Annotated in this window: 19 protein-coding genes and 2 pseudogenes; 17 read left to right on the top strand and 4 right to left on the bottom strand. The window is 74.0% G+C overall.

The window, feature by feature from the left end; all coding sequences use genetic code 11:
• Positions 1 to 302 precede the first annotated feature (302 nt).
• Positions 303 to 1111 (bottom strand): IS5 family transposase gene (locus IE271_RS36545; RefSeq protein WP_190194777.1). Its coding sequence is split into 2 segments (ribosomal slippage): positions 303 to 775 and positions 775 to 1111, totalling 810 coding nucleotides; the frame shifts between segments, so codons are not numbered across the junction.
• 497 nt (positions 1112 to 1608) lie between these two features.
• On the opposite strand from IE271_RS36545, the gene IE271_RS36540 reads away from it, so the two are divergent.
• The 13 genes from IE271_RS36540 to IE271_RS36480 all read left to right on the top strand — a co-directional run bounded on the left by IE271_RS36540 (position 1609) and on the right by IE271_RS36480 (position 16028).
• Positions 1609 to 2733 (top strand): 3-deoxy-7-phosphoheptulonate synthase, encoded by a 1125-nt coding sequence (locus IE271_RS36540; protein WP_190194776.1) that lies wholly within the window; start codon positions 1609 to 1611, stop codon positions 2731 to 2733.
• An 18-nt stretch (positions 2734 to 2751) separates the two neighbouring features.
• Positions 2752 to 4146 (top strand): aldehyde dehydrogenase family protein, encoded by a 1395-nt coding sequence (locus IE271_RS36535; protein ID WP_190194775.1) that lies wholly within the window; start codon positions 2752 to 2754, stop codon positions 4144 to 4146.
• Entirely contained in the window at positions 4143 to 5468 is a 1326-nt protein-coding gene (locus IE271_RS36530) for a phenylacetate--CoA ligase family protein (RefSeq protein WP_190194774.1), read from the top strand. Before IE271_RS36535 ends, IE271_RS36530 begins: the two co-directional genes overlap by 4 nt.
• Positions 5465 to 7204, top strand: a complete 1740-nt coding sequence (locus IE271_RS36525) for a prenyltransferase/squalene oxidase repeat-containing protein (RefSeq protein WP_190194773.1) — start codon at positions 5465 to 5467, stop codon at positions 7202 to 7204. The genes IE271_RS36530 and IE271_RS36525 overlap by 4 nt, the downstream gene beginning before the upstream one ends.
• A 14-nt stretch (positions 7205 to 7218) precedes the next feature.
• Positions 7219 to 7650, top strand: a complete 432-nt coding sequence (locus tag IE271_RS36520; protein WP_190194772.1) for a hypothetical protein — start codon at positions 7219 to 7221, stop codon at positions 7648 to 7650.
• 1 nt (position 7651) lies between these two features.
• Entirely contained in the window at positions 7652 to 7927 is a 276-nt protein-coding gene (locus tag IE271_RS36515) for an acyl carrier protein (protein ID WP_190194771.1), read from the top strand.
• On the top strand, positions 7924 to 8997 hold the full coding sequence (locus tag IE271_RS36510; RefSeq protein WP_190194770.1) for an acyl-CoA synthetase family protein: 1074 nt from the start codon (positions 7924 to 7926) through the stop codon (positions 8995 to 8997). Before IE271_RS36515 ends, IE271_RS36510 begins: the two co-directional genes overlap by 4 nt.
• A 74-nt stretch (positions 8998 to 9071) precedes the next feature.
• Positions 9072 to 9839 carry an SDR family NAD(P)-dependent oxidoreductase gene (locus IE271_RS36505; protein WP_229919832.1) on the top strand — a complete coding sequence of 256 codons (768 nt, stop codon included), beginning with the start codon at positions 9072 to 9074 and terminating at the stop codon, positions 9837 to 9839.
• A gap of 82 nt (positions 9840 to 9921) precedes the next feature.
• The gene (locus IE271_RS36500; protein WP_190194769.1) at positions 9922 to 10974 is read left to right on the top strand and encodes an acyl-CoA synthetase family protein; all 1053 of its coding nucleotides are present in this window, start codon (positions 9922 to 9924) and stop codon (positions 10972 to 10974) included.
• A 37-nt stretch (positions 10975 to 11011) separates the two neighbouring features.
• Positions 11012 to 11488 (top strand): allene oxide cyclase barrel-like domain-containing protein, encoded by a 477-nt coding sequence (locus IE271_RS36495; protein WP_190194768.1) that lies wholly within the window; start codon positions 11012 to 11014, stop codon positions 11486 to 11488.
• 72 nt (positions 11489 to 11560) lie between these two features.
• Entirely contained in the window at positions 11561 to 12958 is a 1398-nt protein-coding gene (locus tag IE271_RS36490; RefSeq protein WP_190194767.1) for an MFS transporter, read from the top strand.
• Positions 12959 to 13335: 377 nt separating this feature from the next.
• Positions 13336 to 14382 carry an NAD(P)-dependent alcohol dehydrogenase gene (locus IE271_RS36485; RefSeq protein ID WP_190194766.1) on the top strand — a complete coding sequence of 349 codons (1047 nt, stop codon included), beginning with the start codon at positions 13336 to 13338 and terminating at the stop codon, positions 14380 to 14382.
• Positions 14383 to 14429: 47 nt separating this feature from the next.
• Positions 14430 to 16028: an FAD-dependent monooxygenase gene (locus tag IE271_RS36480; RefSeq protein WP_190194765.1), complete on the top strand. Its 1599-nt coding sequence runs from the start codon at positions 14430 to 14432 to the stop codon at positions 16026 to 16028.
• Positions 16029 to 16071: 43 nt separating this feature from the next.
• Here IE271_RS36480 and IE271_RS36475 read toward each other — a convergent pair whose 3' ends face one another.
• On the bottom strand, positions 16072 to 17139 hold the full coding sequence (locus tag IE271_RS36475; protein ID WP_190194764.1) for a helix-turn-helix domain-containing protein: 1068 nt from the start codon (positions 17137 to 17139) through the stop codon (positions 16072 to 16074).
• Positions 17140 to 17306: 167 nt separating this feature from the next.
• On the opposite strand from IE271_RS36475, the gene IE271_RS36470 reads away from it, so the two are divergent.
• Positions 17307 to 21284, top strand: a complete 3978-nt coding sequence (locus IE271_RS36470; RefSeq protein ID WP_190194763.1) for a type I polyketide synthase — start codon at positions 17307 to 17309, stop codon at positions 21282 to 21284.
• A gap of 92 nt (positions 21285 to 21376) precedes the next feature.
• Positions 21377 to 22006, top strand: coding sequence for a TetR/AcrR family transcriptional regulator (locus IE271_RS36465; RefSeq protein WP_190194762.1), 630 nt, complete (start codon positions 21377 to 21379; stop codon positions 22004 to 22006).
• A gap of 112 nt (positions 22007 to 22118) precedes the next feature.
• Here the strand turns inward: IE271_RS36465 and IE271_RS36460 are convergent, their stop codons facing one another.
• Entirely contained in the window at positions 22119 to 22469 is a 351-nt protein-coding gene (locus IE271_RS36460; protein ID WP_190194761.1) for a hypothetical protein, read from the bottom strand.
• A 339-nt stretch (positions 22470 to 22808) separates the two neighbouring features.
• On the opposite strand from IE271_RS36460, the gene IE271_RS36455 reads away from it, so the two are divergent.
• Positions 22809 to 23996 carry an IS110 family RNA-guided transposase gene (locus IE271_RS36455; protein WP_190194778.1) on the top strand — a complete coding sequence of 396 codons (1188 nt, stop codon included), beginning with the start codon at positions 22809 to 22811 and terminating at the stop codon, positions 23994 to 23996.
• Positions 23997 to 24065: 69 nt separating this feature from the next.
• A pseudogene (locus IE271_RS42780) lies at positions 24066 to 24182 on the top strand (site-specific integrase); the annotation flags it as partial.
• A 101-nt stretch (positions 24183 to 24283) separates the two neighbouring features.
• Here IE271_RS42780 and IE271_RS42775 read toward each other — a convergent pair.
• Positions 24284 to 24364 (bottom strand): annotated as a pseudogene (locus tag IE271_RS42775) (oxidoreductase); the annotation flags it as partial.

Raw genomic sequence — 24364 nt, 5'->3', positions numbered from 1 at the left:
TCATGGCTTCGCGTTGGAGGCGGAGGCGTACGTGGGCGTAGACGGTGGCGGTGACGCCGATGTGGGCGTGGCCGAGGAGTTCCTTTTGCGCAGTCCTTCGCCCAGAAGCGCTACCCTGGGCGAAGGACGCGACCGTGCAGGAGACCGATCCCGTTGGTGACAAAGCCGCCCTCGGGTGGACCCGGGTTCGACGTAATTTGCGCGTTCTAGGGACCGTATTGAGTTCCGATCAAGGGGTGGCTCAGGGACCTCACCCGAGCCACCCCTTGATCGGAACTCAATACGGTCCCTAACTGATCATTTCAGAATGAGGTTCGGAGCCGCCTCAAGCAGATGATGCTGCAGGCGAGTTGGAGCAGTCCGAGGTGGAGGTCGGCTCGTATCTCGTAGCGGATCCGCAGGCGCTTGAACTGGTGGAGCCAGGCGAAGGTTCGCTCGACGACCCACCTCGTCCTGCCGAGGCCGGATCCGTGGGCGGTGCCCTTGCGGGCGATCTTCGGCGTGATGTCGCGAGCGCGGAGGAGCCGCCGGTGCTTGTCGTAGTCGTAGCCGTGGTCGGCGAACAGCCGCCGTGGTCGGTGACGGGGCCGGCCCACCAGGCCGCGGATGAGGGGTATCGCGTCCAGCAGGGGCATGAGCTGGGTGACGTCGTGACGGTTTCCGCTGGTCAACAACACCGCAAGGGGCGTTCCGTGCCGGTCCGTGATCACATGGTGCTTGCTGCCCCGGCGGCCGCGGTCGACCGGCGAGGGTCCGGTGTGAGCCCCCCTTTGGGGGCCCGGACGTGCGAGCCGTCGACCGCGGCGTCCTCCATGTCCAACAGCCCGGCCTTGCGGAGTTCCGCGAGGAGGATCTCGTGCAGGCGGGGCCAGACGCCGGCCTCGGTCCAGTCCCGCAGGCGCCGCCGGCACGTCACCCCGCTGCAGCCGATCGTCTCGGTCGGCACGTCCGCCCAGGTCACACCTGTGCGCAGCACGAAGACGATCCCGCGCAGAGCCGCACGGTCATCCGCCGGCAGCCGGCCCGGATACCGCCGACGCCGTGGTGGGCGAGGCGGGAGCAGCGGAGCGACACGATCCCACAGGTCATCAGGCACCAGATCATCCGACACACGCAGAACTCTGCCGCCCACCAGACCAACTGCCAAGTCAGTGAGCCAAACTCATTCTGAAACGATCAGTAAGACGAACCCTGGCCCAGTGCGGGTGAGGCAGAGCGCTCGCCGACCTGGTACCGGCGTGTCCGACGGCATGTCAGGTGGTGCCGATCCGCTCTCGGCCCGCGCACCGGGCCGACGGACGCCGCGCCCGTCCCGGCCTGCCCGCAGGAGGTCGCGGTGCTGAACTGACCGTGCCGACCGTGCCGTTCCCCCTTGCCGTGCGGCGTGCAGCTAGGTGCAGGACAGCTTGCTGCATCGGGCATCGCTGGCGGTCGCGCCCGCCGCTGCGGCAACGTGAGGCATGTGCCCGACGGACGGCCGCCCCGCGCCGGGATTCCCCGTCTCCCGGCCGGCGGCCGGCCGTGCGGAACTGCCCGGGGCCTTCGAGGGCCGCCCGCACGATGCGCCGTCGGCGCACGCCCGCGCCGACCGGAACGGATTGAGGAACGATGCAGAGTCTGCACCTGCCGACCGAGCGACGACCCGATGCACGTACCGAGCACGTCCCGCCCGAGGGCATAGGCGGCCGTCACCGGTCGTACGCCACATGCACCCCCGCTGAACTTCTGCGCGCGCTGCCGCTCACCCCGGCCGCCGCCCGGTCGGTGCACACCGGCCGCGCCCTCGTCCGGCGCGTCCTGCGCGAGGAGGACGACCGCCTGCTCGTGCTGGTCGGCCCCTGCTCCATCCACGACGTCGAAGCCGGGCTCGCCTACGCCACCGCGCTGCGCGCCCAGGCCGACCGGCTCGCCGACGACCTCGCCGTCGTCATGCGGGTGTACGTCGAGAAGCCCCGCACCACCGTCGGCTGGACCGGGCTGCTCCCCGACCCGGCCCTGGACGGCAGCCACGACCTCGACCGGGGCCTGCGTACCGCCCGGTCCCTGATGCTGGCCGTCGCCGAGCAGGGGCTGCCCATCGCCACCGAGTGGCTCAGCCCGGCCGCCCCGGCGTACCTGGCCGACCTGATCTCCTGGGGAGCCATCGGCGCCCGCACCGTGGAGAGCCAGGTCCACCGGCAACTGGCCAGCGGCCTGCCCATGCCCGTCGGCATGAAGAACGGCAGCGCCGGCTCCGTGGGCGTCGCGGTCGACGCCGTGCGCTGCGCGGCCGCGCCCCACGCCTACCTGGGCCTGGACCCGGACGGCCGCCCCGGCACGCTGCGCACCAGTGGCAACCCGGACTGCCACGTGGTGCTGCGCGGCGGCGCGGGCCGGCCCAACTACCGCCCCGGCGACGTGCGCGCGGCGGTGGCCCTGCTGGCCGCCGCCGGGCTGCCGACCGGCCTCGTCATCGACGCCAGCCACGGCAACAGCGGCAAGGACCACGAACGGCAGGCCCAGGTCGCCCGCGAGATAGGCGCCCAGGTCGCGGCCGGTGACACGGACGTGCGCGGGGTGATGCTGGAGGGCTTCCTCGTCCCCGGCCGTCAGGATCTCGGCCCCGGCGAGCCGGTGTTCGGGCAGAGCGTCACCGACGCCTGCATGGGCTGGGACGCCACCGTCGACGTCCTGGCCGACCTCGCCGCCGCCGCCCGCAGCCGCCGCCGTACCGCGCCGGCCGCGGCCCGCTGACCGGAGGGAGGAACAGGAATGAGTGTGCTGGACATCCCCGCCCTGGGACCGTCCGGTCCCTACCGCACCAGGAAGCGCAGCACGGTGACCGACGCCTCGGGCACCCCCGCGCTGGAACTGGCCCTGGTACCGGGCCTGGTCGCCACCGACTGGACCGACCGGCTGCGCGGCAGCGCCCCGCCGCCCGCCGCGGAGACGACGGCCGTGCTCGCCAAGGCCGCCGACGTCTTCGAGCACCAGGACGTCCTGGGCGACGACCTCGCCGCCCACGAACAGCGCGTGGCCCGGCTGACCGGCACCCCTATCACGGTCGTACGGGAGTGCGACCGGATGATCTCGGCGGCCCTGCGCGACGCGTGCCGGGCACCGGACGCGGCTCGCCCCCAGGGCTGCTCCCCGCCCGGCACCCCGGCCGCCGACGCGCCGCCCGCAGGTGCCGCCTGGTGCCGCGCCGGTGACGTCCTCGCCGTACAGGCGGCGGGCAACAGCCCCGGCGTGCACGCCCTGTGGCCCGAGGCGCTCGCCCTGGGCTACCGGGTCGCCGTCCGTCCCTCCCAGCGCGACCCGCTCACCCCCCTGCGGCTGGTGCTGGCCCTGCGCCGGGCGGGCCTGCCCGACGACCGGCTCGTCCTGGTGCCGTGCGAGCACGCCACGGCGGACCTGCTCGTCGACCGTGCCGACCGCGCCGTGGTCTACGGCGGCCAGGCCGTCGTGGACCGGTACCGCCACCGCGCCAACGTACGCGTCCAGGGCCCCGGCCGCTCCAAGCTGGTCGTCGCCTCCGACGCCGACCGCGCCGCCGGACTCGAACTCGCCCGTACCGGTGCCCTGTACCACGCGGGCACCGCGTGCACCGCCACCACCGGCGTCCTGGTCGAACGCGACGTCACGGAGTTCGCCGGAGCGCTCGCGGCCGCGCTCGCCGGCGTACGGCCCGCGCCGCCCGAGGACGACGCCGCCGTCCTGCCCTGCCTGCCGCTCGAGCAGGCCGAACACCTGGCGGCCACGGTCCTCCAGCGGGCGGCGGACGCGGGCGCTACGGTCCGGCTGGCGCCCCGGGCGCACCCGCTCGACGGGCCGGGCACCCTGTCGGCCGTCACCCCCGCGGTCGTCGAACTGCCCGCCGCCCGCCACCCCCTGCTGGGCCTGGAACTGCCCTTCCCCTGCGTATGGGTGGCGCCCTTCGACCGCGCCGCCACCGACAGCCTCGACGACTCCCTGGTGCTCTCCCTGCACACCGCCGAGCCGGCCCTGCTCGACCAGGCCCTCGGCAATCCCTCGGTCTCCAACGTCTACCGGGGCCGGCCGACCTCCTGGACCCACCCCGACGTACCGCACGACGGCTTCCTGGGGGAGTTCCTGATGCGCGCCAAGGGCCTGGCCCGCGCCGACGAGAAGAGGAGTGACACGTGAAGATACATTCCCGAAGCGGCCTCGACTTCATGGAGCGGATCCAGCGGGAGGTCACCGCCGCCCGCCGCGGTCCCGGCGCCGCCGACGCCCACTACGCCGCCAAGCTGGCCGAGGTCTGGGAGCGCGCCCGGCGGACGCCCGCCTACGCCGCCCTCGGCCCGTACTCGGCGGCCGCCTTCCGTGACCTGCCCGTCACCTCCAAGGACACGCTCAAGGCCCGGCCCCTCTCCTATCTGCGGGTACCGGTCGACGCGGGCCTGAAGTACTACCAGACCACGGGGACCACCGGGGTGCCCACACCCACGCCCCGCACCGCCCGGGACATGATCGCCAACACCGTGTCCGTGGCCGAGGCGTGGCGCCCGATGCTGGCGGACCGCGGCCACCGGGCGCTGATCCTGCTGCCCTCGGACATCGTGCCGGTGGCCGACCTGATGGTCGGGGTCTGCGAGTTCCTCGAAGTCCCGCACGTCAAGGCCTACCCCTACACCACCGGCATCTCCGACTGGGACCGCATCGTCGGGCTGTGGGAGGTGTTCCGGCCCACGACCCTGTTCGTGGCACCCGGCGTGCTCCTGGAACTCACCCAGGTGCTCAAACGGCGCGGACTGCTGCCGAAGCTGTCCGCCGGTGTCGACCTGCTCATGCTGCTCGGCGAGGTGAGCACCCCCGAACTGCGCGCCATGACCGGCCGCTGGTGGCAGGCCCGCGCCTACGACGCCAGTTACGGCAGCACCGAGAGCGGCACGCTGGCCGCCTGCTGCGCCGAGGACCGGCTGCACCTGCTGCGCGGCGCCAACTACTTCGAGATCGCCGACGGCGACACCGTCCGGCCCGCCGAGGCCGGCCGCGACGGCAGGCTCGTCGTCACCCCGCTCAACAACGACGCCCGCCCCCTGCTCCGCCTCGACATGGGCGACGAGGTCTCCCTGACCGGCGACTGCCCGTGCGGCGACGACGCCCCGGTGGTGACCGTGCACGGCCGGGACAGCGACGGCACCCGGATCAAGGGCAGCCGGGTGCGCACCCGCGACCTGGAGGGCGTGGTGTACGCGGACAGCGGCGTCATGGGCTACCTGATCGAGACCGTCGAGGACGGGAGCTGGGCCCGGCTGCTGCTGGAGCGCGAACCGGGCACCGACCGGGACGCCGAGGCCGGGCGCGACGCCCTCATCCAGCAGCGCACCAGCCGGCGCCTGGGCTTCCACTGGGACGAGGTCCGCTTCGTCAACCGGTTGCCGGCGACCACGAAGAGCGGCGGCTCCCAGAAGAGCTGGAAGCGCTCCAACTTCCGGGTCGTGGGGGAGGGGGCGCCGGTATGACCTCCCACCGGACCTACGAGGTGCTGCGCGGGTCCTCCGGGGTCGTGACCGGCGAGTCCGACCTGTGGTGCACCTACGCGGCGGTGCGCACCCTGTCCTGGCTCGGCCGCACCGCCGACCTGCCCCGCCCCGGCGAGGTGGCCGCCTTCCTCGCCTCCCGGCAGAACGCCGACGGCGGCTACGCCTGGTCGGCCGGCATGAACTCCGACGCCTGGGCCACCTACTACTGCACCCAGGCCCTGGCCGACCTGCCCGCCGAGGCCCGCGGCACCGCCCGCGCCTCCAGCGGCGACTGGGTGCGCTCGACCGCCCACCCGGACGGCGGCTACGCCATGACGCCCGGTCAGACGCCGGACGTATGGGCCACCTACTACGCCGTCCGCGTCCTCGTCGAGATCCACGGCGAACGCCCGCCCGCGGAACTGACCGACTGGCTCGGAGCGCTCCAGGCCGCGGACGGGGGACTGGCGTGGAGCCCCGCCCACGCCAAGGACGGCACCTCCGACGCCCGGGCCTGCTACTACGCCGTGACCGCCTGGCACACCGCCACCGGCGGCCGGGGCCCGCTGCCCTGGGACCGCGACCGGCTCGTGCGGTGGCTGCGGGACCGGCAGGGCGCGGGCGGCGGCTTCACCTTCCAGGACGGGGACGCCACGGAGTGCCTGTGGGCGACCTTCCGGGCCGTCAGCGCCCTGGCCCGACTGGGGGAGAGCCCCCGGGACCCGGCCGGGTGCGTCGCCTGGATCACGGCCCGGCTGCGGCCCGGCGGCTCCTTCACCCGCTGGCCCGGCTACCCCGTCCCCGACGTGTGGGCCGCGTTCTGCGGCGTGGGCGCGCTGCGGGAACTCGGCGCCGATCCGACGGGCCTCGCCGACCGCGTGGTCGCCGCGGTGCTGTCGTTCCGGACGGAGCAGGGCGGCTTCACCTACCGCGCCCCCGAGCTGGCCTCCGACGTGCTCACCACCTCCGCCCACCTGCTCTCCGGGCGGCTCGCGGACGACGCGGCACGGACCGCCCTGCGCTGGACGGAGGGCTGCGTGCTGCCCAACGAGCACGGCGTGATGTACATGCCCGGCCGGGGCAGCGAGGTGCGCTGCACCCTCTGGGCCCTGGCGGCGGGGGCCTTCGCCGACGACGCCGCCGCCCGCACCGGGATCGCCCGCTGGCTCACCGGCGCCATCCAGAACCCCGACGGCGGCTTCGGCTACTGGGAGGGCCGCGCCTCCGACACCGTGTCGACCTGCGCGGCCGCCGAGATCCTCGCCGCCACCGGGAGCACCGACGCCGCCGCCCGGCGCGGGATCGCCGGGTACCTGTCGAGCTGCGAGCGGGCACCGGGCCAGTACGCCAACGTGCCCGGCGGGAAGCCCACGCTGCGCGCCACCCTCCAGGCGCTGCGGGCCCTGCGGCTCACCGCCGGGGCCGACCGCGCCGCCGTCGAGGAGGCCCTGGCCCGGCACCGGGTGCGCGGCGGCGGGTACGGAAACGACAACCACCGCGTCCCGGACCTGCTGAGCACCTACGAGGCCACGCTGACGGCGGACGCGTTCGGGATCGCCTGGGAGGCCGGGCACCTGTCCCGCTTCCTGGACAGCGTGCGCACGGCGGACGGCCGGTTCGCCTGGACCCCCCTGATGGCCACGAGCGGCGGCCCGCTCGCCGACTGCCTCGGACACCGCCTGGAGCTGCGGCTGTCGTCCGAGCGGTGCGCCCTGCCGCCGCTGGCCCTGTCCTGAGAGGCGGCCCGCTCATGCCGACAGTCGAAGTGACCAGCGACCCGCTGACCCCCTCCGCCCGGCTGCGGACGGCGCTGCGCCTGACCCGGTGGCTGACCGCGCGGGGCTCCGCGACCGCACACGTGGTGGTCTCCTTCCGCGCCGCCGAGCCCATGGCGTACTTCGCCGGCGGCGTACCCCTGACCACCTGGCAGGACGGCACGGACGACAGCTCCCGGCCGCGCTGGGCGTCGGTCGTGTGCCGCGTCCACCCCGACCGCGACCGCGCCTACCGGGCCGCCCTCGCCGACGAAGTGCGGCAGGCCCTCGGCCTGGACCGGGACGACGCGCACCTCACCGTCCGCTTCGAGCCCACCGAACCCGGCCGGATGTACTACCTGGAGGCGGGATCGATGACCAGCGCCGACGCCGTACCGGCCGGCCGAGGCCCACAGAAAGGCCAGTGACATGCAGACCCTTGAACCGACCGACATCAACGCCCGCCTGGTCGCCGTCCTGGAGCAGCGGTTCGGCGAGGCCGCCCGCGCCCTGCCCGGGGACGCCGACCTGGCCGACGCGCTGCCGGGCTTCGACAGCCTGGCCGCCCTGGAGTACGTCAACGCCGTGGAGGCCGCGTTCGGCATCGAGGTGGACTTCGTGGGCGACGACGTGCGCTACCAGTTCAGCACCCTCGACCGGACCACGGAGTACGTGCGCGAACGCGTCGAGGACCAGGCGGCATGACCGTACGCCCGGACCCCTCGGCCCCTGACGGCCCCGGCGGCACGACCGTACGCCCGGACCGCCCGGACCGCCCGGCTCCCGACCACCCCGGCGGCGACCTGCTGTTCGAGACGTCCGGCAGTACCGGAGCCGCCCGCCGCTGGTGGCGGCGGCCCGAGCAGATGGTGCGCGAGGTCGAGCTGATCGGCACCCACGTGCTCGGCCCCGTCGACCACGTCGTCAGCTACGCCCCGCCGCGCCACCTGTTCGGCGCGCTGTTCGGACAGTGGCTGCCCCGCACGGCGGGCATCCCCGTCCACCAGGCGTGGCGGCAGCCGCTGCGCCCCCCGCCCGTCCCGGCGGACGCCCGCGTACTGGTCGTCTGCCTGCCGATGACCTGGGAGCTGCTGCGACGCCACCTGAGCAGCTGGCAGCGGGCCAGCTCGGTCGTCGCCCTGCACAGCGCGGCGGCCCCGCCGCCCGCCGCCCACCGGCTGGTCCGCAGGGCCGCGCCGCTGCTGCGCGCCCACGAACTGCTGGGCTCCACCGAGACCGGCGGCATCGCCCACCGGCCGGTGACCCCGGAGGGCGAGGCGGCGGCCCCCTGGCGGCTGCTCCCCGACGTCACCTTGGCCGGGGACGGCGCGGCACCGGCCGGGCGGGCGGCGGAACTCGTGGTCGCCGGACCCCGGCTGGCCCGCCCCGACGGCGCCTCCCGGCCGCCCGCCCACTGGGCCACCGGCGACCTGGTGGAGTTCACCGCTCCCGGCACGTTCCGGCTCGTCGGCCGGAGCAGCTCGCTGGTCAAGGTGAACGGCGTCAAGGTCCACCTGGCCCGGGTCGACGAGCGGTTGGCCGCGCTGCTGCCCGGGGCGGAGTGCGTGGCCCTGCCCCGGACCGGCGACCCGCTCGGTGGCGAGGGGTACGTGGTGTTCTGGGCCCGCCGCGCCGCCGGGGTGAACACGGCGGACATCCAGGACGCCCTACGGGACTTTCCCCGCCCGTCCCGGATCGTGGAAGTACCGGCGGTACCGAGGACCGCCGCCGGGAAACCGGACCGGGCGGCCCTGCTCGCGGCCGCATCCCCGTGACGCCGAGGGGCCCACGGAACCCAGTCGCATCTTCGAACCCTTGGGAGGGATCGGTTCTGTCCAGGTTGATCGTGGTGACCGGCGCGAGCGCCGGCATCGGCAAGGCCACGGCGAAGCGCTTCGCCGCACCCGCGCGGCACGACGGCGCGTCCGGCACCCGCGACAAGGTGCTCATGGTCGCCCGGCACGAGCAACGGCTCGTCCGGGCGGCGCGGGAGATCGAGGAGAGCGTGCCCGGAGCCGACGTGGAGACGCTCCCGCTCGACCTCTCTGACGCCGACGCGGCCAAGACCCTCCGGGACCGGGCCGGGGCGACCGGGCTGCCGGTCGGCGCCCTGCTGTGCTGCGCCGGTGCCGTGCCGCCGCCCGCCGACCCGGACGCGGGCGACGTGGCCGCCGTCCTGACCGAGTGGGAGAGCGCCTACCGCGCCAACGTCGTGACCGCCGTCGTCGCCGTGGAGGCACTGGTCCCGTCGATGACGGACGGCGGCGGCATCGTGCTGTACAGCTCCATCGCCGCCTACCGGGGCTCCGGCGGCTCGGGCGGCTACGGCGCCGCGAAGGCCGCCCTGCACTCCTACGTCCACCTGCTCGCCACCCGGCTCGGGCCGCGCCGGATCAGCGTCAACGCCATCGCGCCGGGCTACGTCGCCGGGACCGACCTGTTCGGCGGCGCGCTGCCCGCCGCCCGGGAGAAGACGCTGATCGGCCAGACCGTCCTGGGGCGCGCGGGCGACCCGGTGGACGTCGCGGAACTCGGCCACTACCTGTGTTCGCCGCCCGGCGCCTACATCACCTCCCAGATCCTCCAGATCAACGGCGGTTCGCTGCACGGCGTCTGACCGCCGTGCAGCGAACCGCCCGCCATCCGTCCACGGCGTGCCCCGGCACGCGAGAACGACCGAGAAAGCGCGGTGATCCGCCATGAACCCCCAGGAACAAGCCGACGCGCACGTCAGGGCGATGATGCGCTGGCACTTCGATCCGGCGACGGGCTCCCGCTACTGGGTGGAGCGCCGCAGCCGGCTCGGCTTCGACCCGGTGGAGGACGTACGGGGCGTCGACGACCTGCTGAGGTTCCCCAACCTGATCGACGAACTCCGGGACGTGCCGGTCGAGGACCTCGTCCCCCGGGGCCTGGACGCCACGGAGGAGGTGTGCGCCGTGTACGAGAGCGGCGGCACCACCGGGGCGCCCAAACGCTTCGTGATGTTCGAGAGCTGGTTCGAGCAGTACATGGATTGGGAGAACCGCCACTACCCCGACGACGGCACGGGGCACGCGCTGGCTGTGGCGCCCAGCGGCCCGCACATGCTCGGCGAGTACTCCCGGCGGATCGCGCGGGCCAGGAACGGCATCCGCTTCGCCGTCGACCTGGACCCGCGCTGGGTGAAACGGCTGCTGGCCGAGGGCGACACCGCCGGCGCCGCCGCCTACGTCGACCACCTCGTCGACCAGGCCGAACTGGTCCTGCGTTCGCAGGACATCGCCTTCCTGATCACCACGCCCCCGCTGCTGACCCGGATGTCCGAACGCCCCGCGGTGCGCGCCCTGATCCAGGAGAAGGTGCGCCTGATCATCTGGACCGGGGCGCACATGGACCCCGACACCCTCGACTACCTCGCCACCGAGCTGTACCCGAAAGCCCGGTTCCGGGGGTCGTACGGCAGCACCTCCGTGCTCTCCGGCACCGTGCAGCGGCCCGACCCCGAGGGCACGGGGGAGGTGGTCTTCGACTCCTACGCCCCCTACGTGCTCTACCGGGTGGTCGACCCCGCCACGGGCGAGCCGGTCCCCTACGGGTCGGAGGGCGCCGTGGTGATGAACCACCTCACCCGGTACGGGCTCGTCCCCAACAGCCTGGAACGCGACCTGGCCACCCGCGTCCCCGGCCCCGGAGGCGCCGGGGACTCCCTGAAGGACATCCACCCGGTGGCCGAGGCGGACGGCCGCAAGCTCATCGAGGGCGTCTACTAGCGGCGCCCCGGCCCCGGACACGTGTGAGGAGATCCCCATGTCGCACAAGAAATCAACCCTGTTCGCCGCCGCCCTCGGCGCCGGCGCGCTGATCCTGGCCCTGGCCGCCTTCCCGGCCACCACGGCGCGGGCCACGCCCTCACCGACCGTCATTGACCTGGCCATAGGCAACGACGGCGTCACCCAGACGGACGTCGGTGCCCCCGGGCTCAGCGTTGGCGACGAGTTCGTCTACGCGGACACGCTCTACCGCGACGGCCGCCGGGTCGGCGAGGACGGCAGCTCCTGCCAGGTGACCCGGGTGGACGGCGAGCGGATCACCACCAGCTGTGTGCTGTCGGTGCTGCTGCCGGAGGGGCAGCTCACCGCGCAGTCCCTGTGGACCAAGGGCGCGGACACGGTACGGATGGCCGTCACCGGCGGGACCGGTGCCTACCGCGGGGCCACCGGGGAGCTGACGTGCAACGACATCCAGACCCCGCGGGAGACCTACCACATCGAGCTGGACCGGTGATCTCCCGCGTCCGCGCAGAACAGTTGTGACGACAGCCCGTCCGACGGGACGGTGCGGTGAGGAGCGGTGCCGATGAGCACTACACGATTCGGGACGGGCACCGGGCGGACGACGAGGACGGAGCCGGCCGGCTCGGCCACCGCGGCGCTGGTCGCCGCCGTCCTCGGTTTCTTCGTGATCACGCTCGACGTCTCCGGGGTGAACGTCGCGCTGCCCGCGGTCGGCGACGACCTCGGCGGCTCGTTGTCCGGCCTCCAGTGGGTGGCCGACAGCTACACTCTGATGTTCGCGGCGCTGATGCTGTCCGCCGGGGCGCTCTCCGACGCGGTCGGCGCGCGCCGCGCCTTCGGCTGGGGCCTGGCCGTGTTCACCGCCGCCTCCCTGGCCTGCGGGGTGGCGCCTTCACTGGGGGCGCTGACGGCCGCGCGGGTGGTGCAGGGCAGCGCGGCGGCGGCGATGGTGCCCGCCTCGCTGGCGCTGATCCGGCACGCCTTTCCCGACCCGCGGGCACGGGCGCGCGGCATCGCCCTGTGGACGGTGGGCGGTGCCGTCGCCGTCGCCGCGGGGCCCGTGCTGGGCGGGCTGCTCACCACGGAGTGGACCTGGCGGGCGGTGTTCTTCCTCAATGTGCCGGCCGGGCTCGCGGGCTTCCTGACGCTGCTGCGGGCGCCGCACTCGCCGCGCCGCCCGGCGGTCTTCGACTGGCCCGGTCAGGTGCTGGCGGTGATGGCGCTGGCCGCGCTGACGTTCGCGGTGATCGAGGGCGGCCACCACGGCTTCACCGGCACGGTGTCGGCCGCGGCGGGCGCCGCGGTGTTCGCCGGGGCCGGATTCGTGGCCGTCGAGGCGCGGCGCGAGGCCCCGATGCTGCCGCTGCGGCTGTTCCGGGAGCGGTGCGTCACCGTACCGGTCGTCGCGGGCTTCGCCTGCAACGCGGCCTTCTACGGCGGGGTGTTCGTGCTGAGCCTGTTCTTCCAGGACCAGCGGGGGCAGTCGGCGTTCTCGGCCGGCCTGATGTTCGTGCCGATGGCGCTGATCACCGCCAACTTCAACTACCTGTCCCCGAAGGCCGTCGCGCGGTACGGCCCGCGCGCGGTGGTCGTCGCGGGTCTGCTGGTCGGCACCGCTGGGTGCTGCGGGCTGGCCGCCGTGGGCCCGGACACGCCGTGGTGGCTGATCGCCCTGCCGATGATCCCGCTGGGCATCGGCGGCTCCCTCGCCATGCCGGCGCTGACGTCGCTGATGCTCGACAGCGTCGCCGCGGAACGGGCCGGCACGGCGGCGGCCCTGCTCAACACCAGCCGTCAGGCGGGCGGTGCCCTCAGCATCGCCGTCTTCGGCGCCCTCCTGGCGGAGGACTTCGTACCGGGCATGCGCGAGAGCCTCCTCCTCGCGGCCGCTCTGCTGGTGGCCAACGCCGTGCTGGCCACCGCCGTGCTGCCCCGGCGGACGGGCGAGGCGGACAGCTAGGCCGTGTCCGCGAAGGCCCTCCTGCCCCGCGACGCCCGGCACGCACTCTCGCCGCACCGGACACAATCCCGAGTACACCCAGTACGAGGGACTGCGTCCGGCACGCCGAGAGCACGCACCGGACGCCGCGTGGCCCGCCCTCCGGGCGGACGGAGGGACTTCGCGGACACGACCTGGAGAGTCCCGCGGCCCCGCCCCCTGCCTGTCAGGCCCCGACGACGGCGACGGACCGGTGCAGCAACGTGCAGCACAACATGCTGCACCGGGCCACCGTGGCGCCGCCTCGCCCCGCCCGGGCAGGCTGCGAACCGTGCCCGGACGGCATCGCGGCCCCGGAGCGCTTCCCGTAACTGCCCCCCAGTCCAAGGGAATCAGTCATGCCCAGCAGTCTCGCCCTGACCCTGCCCGCCAAGGGCGCCCCGTTCACCGTGACGGCCATCGAACGGCGCGTCCCGCGCGACGACGACGTCCGCATCGACATCCGGTACTGCGGCATCTGCCACACCGACCTGCACTTCGGCCACGACGACTGGGGTGGCACCCTCTTCCCCCTCGTCCCCGGCCACGAGATCACCGGCGTGGTCGCGGAGGTCGGCGCCGCCGTCACCTCGCTGGCACCCGGCGACCGGGTCGGCGTCGGCTGCATGGTCGGCTCCTGCGGCAAGTGCGGCCCCTGCACGGCGGGCGAGGAGCAGTACTGCGCCGAGGGCTTCGTCAAGACGTACTCGGCCCGCGACCGCGACGGCACGGTGACCCAGGGCGGCTACAGCCGGTCCATCGTCGTCCCGGAACACTTCGTCCTGCGCATCCCCGACGAGCTTCCCCTCGACCGCGCCGCCCCGCTGCTCTGCGCCGGCGTCACCGTCCACTCACCGCTGCGCCGCTGGCAGGCCGGCCCGGGAAGCCGCGTCGGCGTCCTCGGCATGGGCGGCCTCGGACACCTCGGTGTGCGGATCGCCGCCGTCCTGGGCGCTGAGGTCACCCTGCTGGGCAGCTCGCCGGAGAAGGCGGAGGACGCCCACCGCCTCGGCGCCACCCGCTTCGCCGACCTGCGCGACCGCCGGCAGCTCGCCGCGCTCCGCGGCCACTTCGACCTGCTCCTCAACACCGTCCCGGCCCCCCTCGACATGGACCTCTGCCTGGGCCTGCTCGGCCTGGGCGGCACCCTGGTCAACGTCGGCGCCCCCAGCGACCCGGTCGCCTCGTACAACACCTTCTCGCTGCTCGACGCCCGCCGGGTGATCACCGGATCGTCCATCGGCAGCGTCCGCGAGACACGGGAGACGCTCGACTTCTGCGCCGCGCACGGCATCGGCGCCGAGATCGAGACCATCCCCGCCTCCCGGGTCCCGCACGCGTGGCGGACGCTCGCCGAGGCCCGCTACCGCTACGTCATCGACATCGCCACCCTCACCGCCCCGTGACGGCGTACCCCCCGACCCCGCACACCATCGCACCGGAGGTAGATCGCGTGTCAGTCCAGCGAGTTCCCGTCCTCGTCGTCGGCGGGGCGTACACCGGGCTCACCACGGCCCTGAGCCTGGCCGCGCGCGGCGTACGCCCCCTGCTGGTCGAGCGGCGCCCGGGCGCCGCCACGCTGCCCAAGGCGTGGGGCCTCAACACGCGCTCCCAGGAACTCCTGCACACCCTCCCCGGGGTCAGGCAGCGCCTGGAACAGGCCCTCGGCGAAGTGCGCTGGCCCCGCATGAGCCACGGCGACAGCCTGGCCGACCCCGACCGGCGCTTCCTCGACCCGGCGCAGGGCCAGCCCGACCCGCAGCCGCTCTCCCCGGTGCCGCCGCTGGCCTGGATATCCCAGGCCCAGGTCGAGGGGATACTCCGGGCCTGCGCCGAGGACGCGGGCGCGGAACTGCGCCACGGCACCGAGGCCGTCTCCCTCACCCAGGACGGCGACAAGGCCACCGTGACGCTCCGCGAGGCGCGCTCCGGCCGCCACTACACCGTCGAGGCGGACTACGTGGTGGCGGCCGACGGCAACACCAGCCCCGTAAGGGAGATGCTCGGCGTCCCCGTACGGGGCAGCGGAGTCATCGGGCACATGTACATCATCACGTTCGAGGCCGATCTGACGCGGTACGTCGAGAAGGGAGCGGTCGAGGTCATCGGCATGCCCGGCAGCGGCTCCAGCTTCATCCTGGACGGCTCCGAGCGCCACACCCTGTGGGTCGACTACTTTCCCGAACGCGGCGAGAGCCCGGCGGACTTCACCGAGGAACGCTGCCTGGAGCGGGTCCGCCGCGCCATCGGAGATCCCTCGGTCGACGTCACCTTCGTCAACGCCCGGTCCTTCCCCATCAACCACAAGATGGCCGACCGCTTCCGGGCGGGCCGCGTCTTCCTGGCCGGTGACTCCGCGCACGCCTGCCCGCCCAACGGCGGCCAGGGCGGCAACCTCGCCATCCAGGACGCCTACGACCTGTCCTGGCGGCTGGCCCTGGTGCTCGGCGGACAGGCCGGGCCCGGCCTCCTGGACACCTACGAGACCGAACGCCGGCCGGTGATCCGGATCACCCTGGACCGCGAACTGGCCCTGGCGAAGGTCTCCGAGGGCCGGGTGCCGGCCAGTTACAACCCGGCCGACCCCGACGCCCCCGTCCCCACGCCCAGGGAGTTCCTCGGCTTCCGGTACCACTCGGCCGCCATGTGCACCGAGCCCGGTGACGACGGCAGCCTCCAGGAGGACCCGTGGCACCCGACCGGGCGGCCCGGCGGACGGGCCCCGCACGTCGAACTCACCGACGGCTCCCGGACGCTCTCCACGCTCGACCTCTTCGGCGCCGCGTTCGTCCTGCTGGCCGGGGCGGAGGCCGCCGACTGGGCCGCCGCCGCAGAACGCGCCGCCGAGCGCCTCGGGGTCGGCCTCGTGGCCCACCGCATCGGCGACCGGCTCACCGACCGCGACGGCGTCTGGGGCGTCCGGTACGGCGTGGCGCCCACGGGCGCGGTGCTGGTCCGGCCCGACGGCGTCATCGCCTGGCGCGGCAGGGCCTCGGCGGCCGACCCGGAGGGGGAGCTGACGGCGGCGCTCACCGCCGTACTCGACCGCTGACCCGAGAGCGGCGCCGGGCGGAGTCGAGCCCGCCCGGCGCCGCTCAGCGCTCCTTGGCCGCCGCCCCGGCCCGTACGGCGCCCGGCATGCGGTCGCGGGCCATCCAGCCGGCCTGGAACCGGCTCTGCGCGCCGAGGTCGTCGAACAGCTCGGCGATGTACTTCCGGCAGGTCCGCACCCCGATGCCCAGCCGCCTGGCCACCACCTCGTCCTTGTAACCGGCGGCCAGCAACTGGACGATGGCGGTCTTCGTCTCCTGGGTGAGGCTGGCCGGGATGCGATTGCCGCCGCCCGACCGGTCGAAGACGGTGCCGGTCGCCCAGGCGCTCACCACCATGTGCACGATGAAGCCGACCAGGGCGCCGTGCCGCACCAGGTGCGCCCGGCCCGTGCCCGCGCCCTCGGCACCGCCCGCTCCGTCCTCGGGACCGGCCCCGGCCTCGAAGAGGAAGGCGGTCGTACGGTCGAACACCAGCAGTGGCGGCAGTGACGCGGCCGTGGTGCGGACCTCGCCGCCCGACGCGATGATCCGCGCGGCCCGATGCCGCACGTCCGCGTCATGGCGCGACAGGTGGGGGAGGAGGACCCGCACCCCGACCCCGGGCGGCACGGGTTCGCCCGTGCCGCACACCAGGTCCCGGGCCGGGGCGGGCGTCTTCTGCCCGAGGGGCTGCACGGCGAGGACCTCCTCGGTGCAGCGCCGGGCGGTGACCGCCAGGGCGTCACGCAGCTCGGCGGCGCCCTCGATCGTGACCACGGGGGCGGGCGACCCGCCCGCCGGGTCCGGGGAGCACGTGCCGGACAGCGTGTCGAGCTGCGTGCGCAGCTCTTCGAGCTGGGCCTGCCACGCCTCGACGACGCCGATGAGCGGCTCGGCGTACCGGAGCTTGACCATGTCGGGGTGGACGGCGGTCCAGTCGCCGGGACCCTCCGGCCGGGGCCGCGCCAGTCTGTTCCTGCTCAGCCAGGACAGCACGCGCTCCGTGCGGCCGGGGCTCCAGCCCAGACTGCTCGCCAGTCTCTCCAGCCGGGCCCCGCCGGTCGTCACGAGGAACTGGTACGCGGCCAGCTCCTCGTCTCCCATCAGCGGAACGATCTGGGCGATGTCCATCCGTCTTCCCCCTGATCTACTGTTGCAACAGCGAAACAAGAATAAGCACGAGTCTAGTTATGAACGCAAGTACAAGTTTTCCAAGTCGTAAGTACGTGGTCGTCCGGGTCTTGATCGGTCACTCAGGGGGCAAATTGGTCCCCGGTGTATTTTTGGATCGCCTTCACTTGATCAGTGGATTGATCGTCCCCGTCTGTCCAGCCATCGACCTGGAGTCCTCCATGCGCCCGAAGCTGTCCAGCACGACACCCCTCGCCATCGTCGGCATGGCGTGCCGGTTCCCCGGGATCGAGAGCACCGACGACCTGTGGGACGTCCTGGTGTCCGGCGCCGACATGGTGACGCCGGTCCCGCGCGACCGGTTCGACGCCGACGCCTGCCACGCCACCGCCCCCATGACCGCCGGCCGCACCGTCTCCCGGCACGGCGGGTTCCTCACCGACGCGTTCGGGTTCGACCGGGAGTTCTTCGGCGTGCCGCCCGCCGCCGCCCTCGCCATGGACCCGCAGCAGCGGCTCCTGCTGCACGTCGTGTGGGAGGCCCTGGAGTCGGCCGGCATACCCCCGACGCGGCTCGCCGGCAGCAGAACCGGCGTCTTCGTGGGGCAGGCGACCGCCGAGTACGCCGACACCGACCCCCGCCCGGACGAACCCGACGTGCGCGCCATGACCGGCAGCCGCCTGCGCGCCGTCACCGCCGGCCGGATCTCCTACGCGCTCGACCTGCGCGGCCCGAGCGTCGTCCTGGACACCGCCTGCTCCTCGTCGCTGGTCGCCGTGCACGCCGCCCGGCAGAGCCTGCTCACCGGCGAGAGCGACCTGTGTGTGGCCGGGGGCGTCAACATCATCCTGTCCCCGCACGACGCCATCGGCTACTCACAGGGCGGCATGCTCTCGCCCACGGGCCGCTGCCGGTTCGGCGACGCCCGCGCCGACGGCTTCGTGCGCAGCGAGGGCGTGGGCGCGGTCGTCCTCAAGCGGCTGGACGACGCGGTGCGCGACGGCGACCCCGTGCACGCGGTGCTGCTCGGCAGCGCGGTCACCAACGACGGCGCGAGCGCCGGGGTGCCGCTGCGCCCGTCGGTCGCGGGCCAGGCGGACATGGTGCGCGCCGCGTGCGCCGCCGCGGGCGTCGCCCCCGGCGACCTCGACTACGTGGAGGCCCACGGCCCCGGCACCGCGGTCGGGGACGCCGTGGAACTGGAGGCGCTCGCCGAGGCGGCCGGCGCCGGGCGGCCCGGGGACCGGCCGCTGCTGACCGGGTCGGTGAAGACCAACATCGGACACGCCGAGGCCGCCGCCGGCATCGCCGGTCTGCTCAAGGCGGTGCTGATCCTCCGGCACGGCGTCGTCCCGGCCTCCCTACACCTCGGTGAGCCGCACCCGCTGCTCACCCGGGACGGCTTCCCGGTCCGCGTGGTCACCCGCGCCCGGCCCCTGGACCCGGCCGGTGAGCGCGCTCTGCTCGGCGTCAGCTCCTTCGGCCTGTCCGGCACCAACGCCCACGTGGTCGTCGGCGCGCACCTGCCCGACCCCGCTCCCGCCGGCCCCGCCCCCGCCGACCCTGTCCCCGAGTCGGCCGGGACCGGCCCGCACCTGCTGGTGCTGAGCGCCCGCACCGCCGGCTCCCTGCGCCGTCTGGCCACCCGGTACGCCGACTACCTCGACGAGGACGGAGCCGGCCGCCACCTCCCCCTGCGGGACGTCTGCGCCGCCGCGGCCACACGCCGCGACGCCCACCCCCACCGGCTGTGGGCCACGGGCGCGGACCACGACGCCCTGGTCCGCGCGCTGCGGGCGCTCGCCGCCGGCGAGGTCACCCCCGACGGCGGCACCGGCGGCGCGGTGCCGCCGGGCGGGCGGCGCGTGGCGTTCGTCTTCTCCGGGCAGGGCGCGCAGTGGGCCGGCATGGGCCGCGCCCTGTACCGCTCCTCACCCGCCTTCAAAGCCACGCTGGACGCCTGCGACCGGGCCGTCCGCGCCGAACTCGGCTGGTCGGTCCTGGACCGGCTGCTGTCCGGCCCCGCCGACCTGCCCACCGACGTGGACGTCGTACAGCCCGTCCTGTGGGCCGTGCAGGTGGCGCTGGCCGCCGCCTGGCGGGAGCGGGGCGTGCGGCCGGAGCTGTGCATGGGGCACAGCATGGGGGAGGTGGCGGCGGCCCGGACGGCGGGCGCCCTCTCCCTCGACGACGCGGCCGCGGTGATCTGCCGTCGCAGCACGCTCATGCAGCAGACCGCCGGGCGCGGCGCGATGCTCGCCGTCGAACTCCCCGCCGACCGGGCCCACCGCCGCGCCGGGACGTACGGCGAAACGGTGTCCGTGGCCGTCGAGAACGCCCCCACCGGCACCGTCCTCGCGGGCGACCCCGCCGCCCTGACCGCCCTGCGTGGCGAGCTGGAGCGGGACGGCGTCCTGTGCCGCCCGGTCAAGGTCAACGTGGCCTCCCACTCGCCCTACATGGACCCCGTACGGGAGAAGCTGCCGCGGGCGCTGGACGGGCTCGCCCCGGCTCCCTGCGGCACGGCCCTGGTCTCCACCGTGTACGGCCGGCCCGTCGAGGGCCCGGCGCTGACCCCCGCCTACTGGGCCGAGAACGTGCGCCGCCCGGTGCGGTTCGCCGGCACCGTACGGCGGGTCGCCGAGGAGGCGGAGACCGTCTTCGTCGAGGTCGGCCCCCACCCCGTCCTGCTCGCCGCCATGGAGGAGACCCTGGGCGCCGGCGGCGCGGCGGTGGCCTCGCTGCACCGCGGCTGCGACGAACCCGCCGAACTGGTCCGGGCCGCCGGGCGGATCTTCGCGCACGGCGGCCGGGTCGACTGGCACCGCTGGTACGGCACCGCCCCGCGGCACGTGCCGTCCCTGCCCACCTACCCCTGGGACACCGCCCCCTACCGGCGCGCGTCCGCCGACCCTCTGCCGCGGACCCCACCGGAGCGGCGGTTCGACCTGGCCGACTGGGGCGGCACCGCCGACTGGGACGGCGGCATCGCCGTGCACGGGGTCGCGGGCGTGCCGCCGGTCGTCCTCCTGGAGGCGCTGCGCGAGACGGTACGGGAGGCCGACGGTGACGGTCCCTTCGAGCTGCGCGGCATCCGGCTGGGCGGCACCCCGCTGCCCGTCGACGCGGCCGCCGGCACGACCCTGCGCGTGACCCTGGAAGGCCCCCGCGACGACCGTGCCGTGACGGTGCGGGCGTCCCTGCCCGGCGCCCGGGAGCCCCTGCTGTGCGCCGCCGGGCGAGCCGTCCGGACGGTGGCCGGGGAGCCCGGCCCCGAGGGCGCCGGGCTCCTCGACGCCGCGCTCGCGCGCTGCCGTGACCACCTCCCCGCCCACGAGCTCTACGCGCTCGCGCGGCGCCACGGCTACGACATCCCGGAGCCGTTCCAGGGCGTGGAGCACCTGTGGCGGCGCGAGGGCGAGGCCGTGGCCCGCGTCCGGCTGCCGGGCCCCCTGCCCCGGGCGGGCTGGGAGGTGGGCCTCCAGACGCTGCTGGCGGCCCGGCCCCGGGCCACGTCCGGCTCGGACGACACCGCCCACATCCCCGTCTCCTTCGGTTCGGTGCGGTTCCACGCGCCGCTGGAGGCCGAGTTCTGGAGCGTGAGCAGGGTGCGCCAGGACGGGAAGGGGAGGGTCACGGCCGACGTCCTGCTGCTCTCGACGGACCACCGGGTCCTGGCCCGCTTCACCGGCATCCGGCTGCGGCGGCTCGGCCCGGACCGGACCGCCCGGACGCCGCTGTCGTACCTCACCGCCCTGCGGCGCCTGGCCGGTGGCGCGGCCCGGCCGGCCGGCCGCGTCCGGCCCGTCCCCCCGCCGCGCCCCGCCCCGCGCGCCCCGGCCCCGCGCGGCGCCCCGGCTCCGGCCCCCGGCGCCCCGGGCGGCGGCGCGGCCGACACCCTCCTCACGTACGCGGCCGAGCTGCTGGGCCTGCCCACGGCCGGCCTCGACCCACGGCTTTCCCTGCGCGAACTCGGCCTGGACTCCCTCATGGCCGCCCGGCTCCGCCACCACCTGCGCACCGTCCACGGCACGGAACTGAGCGCCGGCCGGCTGCTCGGCACGGAGAGCCTCGCCGAGCTGCGCGCCGCCCTCGGCGCGGACGACCACCGCACCGGCCGTTGCCCCGTGCCGGTGCGGGAGTAAAGTTGCACCCAAGTACAAAAGAATGTCGGGGGTACGACGCGGGCCGCCGAGCCGCGCGTCCGGTGAGTTCGGCAGAAACGGGAGTGAACGGAATGGACTCGTGTGCGACAGAGCCGCCGCCGCAGGTCAGCCGTCGGGAACGGAACAAGCGACGCGTCCGGGAGCGCCTCTACTCGGCCGCGATCGAACTCATCGTCGAGAAGGGGTATGACCACACCTCCATCGAAGAGATCGCGGAACGCGCGGACGTCGCGCGCGGCACCTTCTTCAACTACTTCCAGCGCAAGGAAGACATCATCACCGAGTGGGGGGAGCGCAGGCGCACCGCACTGGTCACGGGACTGGACGAGGAGGGAGTCTTCATGCCCGGCTCCATCGCGCGGCTGCACCGGTGCATGGCGGTCCTGGTCCGCATCAACCAGGAGGAGCCCCAGCTCACCACCTCCATGCTGACCGCGTGGGTGCGGGCGGGCCGGCCAATCCTGGAGGACCCCTACGTCGCCGAGGTCTTCGCCGACATCGTCGACAGCGGCGTACGCCACGGGGAACTGTCCCCGGCCCTCTCCCCGGTCCTCGCCGGCAACGTCCTGCGGGACGTCTACCTCGGTGCCCTCTACCGCTGGGCCAAGCAGCCGTCGGACGCCACGGACTCACTGGCCGAGGAGCTCCGGCAGATCCTCGGCCTCCTCCTGGACGGCATGGTCGGCCCCCGCACCGGCTGACGACCGCCACGGCTCCCGGCCCGCCCGGGAGGGCGAACGGAGCCGGGCCCGCGTCCGGTCCGCCGGACGCGGGCCCCTCGAACGGGTCCGCGCACGGGCGCGGACGCGACCGTCAGCCCAGCAGCGCGAGCAGCCGCCCGAGCGCCTCCACGACGGGCCGGCCCACCTCGCCGACGGTCGCCGCGATCTGTGCGACGGAGGCCAGGACCATGCCGCGCTCACGCAGGGCGGCCCGGTCGGGAGTGAGCGCGGGCAGCGCGTCGTCCACGGTCCGGACCTGCTCGGGGGTGAGTTCCGGACGCAGACCGCCGAGGAGGCGGGTGAGGTCCGTCACGGCGGCCCGTAGCTCGGCGTCCTGGGCGGTGCCCTCGTTCTGGACGACGAAGCCGTGGTTGATGCCGACGACGTTCTCGCCGTCGTTCACGTTGACGACGTCTCCGTAGTAGTTCGACGTGTCGCTCACAGTCTGATCCCCGTGTTTCCCCTGCCGCCGTTCAAGTTGACGACGGAGCCGTAGTTGTTCGTACCCGGTATGAAGATTGGTGGAGGCCCGTTCTGGTGCCGGCAGTGACAGAGCTGGACTCTGGTCGTACGGTGCGACCGTCCGGGCCAGGGGCATCCGGGGATTCAGCATGGGCAGGCCGATCTTGCATGATGGGCTGTGCGCCCGAGTTAGTAATTGGCCGCCCCTGCGACCTGCCAGGATGCGCTGCGAGCGCGAATCCGTAGGTGTCGTTTCGCCCAGCTGGTCCCCAGCAGCCATGAGCATGCAACGGGAGACGGGATGGGCCGCAAGATCGGAATGGATGTGCACCGCGATTTCGCGCAGCTCGCCGTGGTCGAGGACGGATTTCTGCGGGACGCCGGGCAGGTCTCCTGCCGTCCGGAGAGCCTGCGGGACTGGGCGCAGACGCTTCGTCCGGATGATGAGGTGGCGCTGGAGGCGACCGGTAACAGCGAGGCCATCGTGGCGTTGATCCGCCCGAGGGTGGCCCGAGTGGTGGTCTCCAACCCGATGAAGACCCGGGCGATCGCCGAGGCGAAGGTCAAGACCGACAAGGTCGACGCGCGGATTCTTGCGCAGCTGCTCGCGGCAGATTTTCTGCCGCCGGTATGGCTGCCCGACGAGGTCACCCGGCGCCGGCGTCGAATCATCGCCCGGCGCACCCACCTGGTCCGGCAGCGCACGCGCATCAAGAACCAGGTGCAGGCGATCCTGCACCGTAACCTGATGCCCCGGCCCCCGGTGTCTGAGCTGTTCGGCACCCGTGGCCGGGCCTGGCTGGCCCGGCAGGAACTGCCAACCGACGAGCACCGCTCGGTCGCCGCACTGCTACGACAGCTGGACTTCCACGGCGAGGAGCTCGCTCTGGTTGAACGGGAAGTCGCCCAGGAAGGCCTGGACGACACGGACGTGCGACGGCTGATGACGGTGCCTGGCATCGACGCCGTCGTCGCGCTGTCCGTCGTGGCCGCGGTCGGTGACTTCGCCCGGTTCCGCTCCGCCGACAAGCTGGTGGCCTACTTCGGGCTCAACCCACGGGTGCGGCAGTCCGGAGGCCAGCCGGCCAGCCTGGGACGCATCACCAAGACCGGACGTGCCCAGGTGCGCGGCATGCTGGTCGAGGCCGCCTGGGTCGCCTCCCGTGCACCAGGCCCCCTGCGCGCCTTCTACCAGCGCATCAAGGCCAGGCGCGGTCTGCAGGTCGCGATCGTGGCCACCGCCCGGAAAATGACCACCCTGTGCTGGCACCTGGTCACCAAACAGCAGGACTATGCCTTTGCCCGTCCCAGCCTGGTCGCCTTCAAACAGCGCAAACTCCAGCTGCAGGCCGGCGCCGAGCGCCACATCGCCCGCCGTGGACTCGGCTACGACTACAACGACAAGGCCCTGCGGCGACACGAAAGGGAAATCGTCGAAGCCCAGGAACACGCCTACGCGGTGATGGTCGCACACTGGCAACCACGCCGCCCAGCAGCGGAACAGTAAACCCGTACCGCCTGAACGAGCTGCGGCCCTTGCCGATTTCATCCGTGCTGCGGATGACCGTGCGGATTCTGGAACCTGCACGAGTACCGCCACTCTGCCCTGACCCACCTTGGCGAGCAGGGCGCCTCGCTGCTGATGCTGATGGCGAAGTCCCGGCACAAGAAGCCGGAGAACGTCCGCCGCTGAAACTGTTGCCGCCCGGGAGGATGGGCCGCGTGGGCGGGGCCGTTCGGGTGGCGGGGTTCGGGCGATGGGCGGTGAGGCCGCCGGTCGGGCCGGGAAGGGTGTCAGCCTTGGCGGCCGGGAAGCATGGCCAGGGCCTGGGAGCGCTGTGCGACGAGGTCGTCGTAGGTGCCGTCGCGCTCGGC

The organism is Streptomyces minutiscleroticus (assembly GCF_014650875.1).
Taxonomy (GTDB): domain Bacteria; phylum Actinomycetota; class Actinomycetes; order Streptomycetales; family Streptomycetaceae; genus Streptomyces; species Streptomyces minutiscleroticus.
The sequence above is the reverse complement of the archived record's forward strand: the minus strand, read 5'-3'. Positions and strand labels throughout refer to the sequence as shown.

Excerpts from the sequence above, each read along its gene's own strand:
- IE271_RS36540 (WP_190194776.1), top strand. The coding sequence starts at position 1,609 with ATGCAGAGTCTGCACCTGCCGACCGAGCGACGACCCGATGCACGTACC.
- IE271_RS36525 (WP_190194773.1), top strand. The coding sequence starts at position 5,465 with ATGACCTCCCACCGGACCTACGAGGTGCTGCGCGGGTCCTCCGGGGTC.
- IE271_RS36515 (WP_190194771.1), top strand. The coding sequence starts at position 7,652 with ATGCAGACCCTTGAACCGACCGACATCAACGCCCGCCTGGTCGCCGTC.
- IE271_RS36475 (WP_190194764.1), bottom strand. The coding sequence starts at position 17,139 with ATGGACATCGCCCAGATCGTTCCGCTGATGGGAGACGAGGAGCTGGCC.
- IE271_RS36495 (WP_190194768.1), top strand. The coding sequence starts at position 11,012 with ATGTCGCACAAGAAATCAACCCTGTTCGCCGCCGCCCTCGGCGCCGGC.
- IE271_RS36465 (WP_190194762.1), top strand. The coding sequence starts at position 21,377 with ATGGACTCGTGTGCGACAGAGCCGCCGCCGCAGGTCAGCCGTCGGGAA.
- IE271_RS36455 (WP_190194778.1), top strand. The coding sequence starts at position 22,809 with ATGGATGTGCACCGCGATTTCGCGCAGCTCGCCGTGGTCGAGGACGGA.
- IE271_RS36500 (WP_190194769.1), top strand. The coding sequence starts at position 9,922 with ATGAACCCCCAGGAACAAGCCGACGCGCACGTCAGGGCGATGATGCGC.
- IE271_RS36510 (WP_190194770.1), top strand. The coding sequence starts at position 7,924 with ATGACCGTACGCCCGGACCCCTCGGCCCCTGACGGCCCCGGCGGCACG.
- IE271_RS36535 (WP_190194775.1), top strand. The coding sequence starts at position 2,752 with ATGAGTGTGCTGGACATCCCCGCCCTGGGACCGTCCGGTCCCTACCGC.
- IE271_RS36490 (WP_190194767.1), top strand. The coding sequence starts at position 11,561 with ATGAGCACTACACGATTCGGGACGGGCACCGGGCGGACGACGAGGACG.
- IE271_RS36520 (WP_190194772.1), top strand. The coding sequence starts at position 7,219 with ATGCCGACAGTCGAAGTGACCAGCGACCCGCTGACCCCCTCCGCCCGG.
- IE271_RS36485 (WP_190194766.1), top strand. The coding sequence starts at position 13,336 with ATGCCCAGCAGTCTCGCCCTGACCCTGCCCGCCAAGGGCGCCCCGTTC.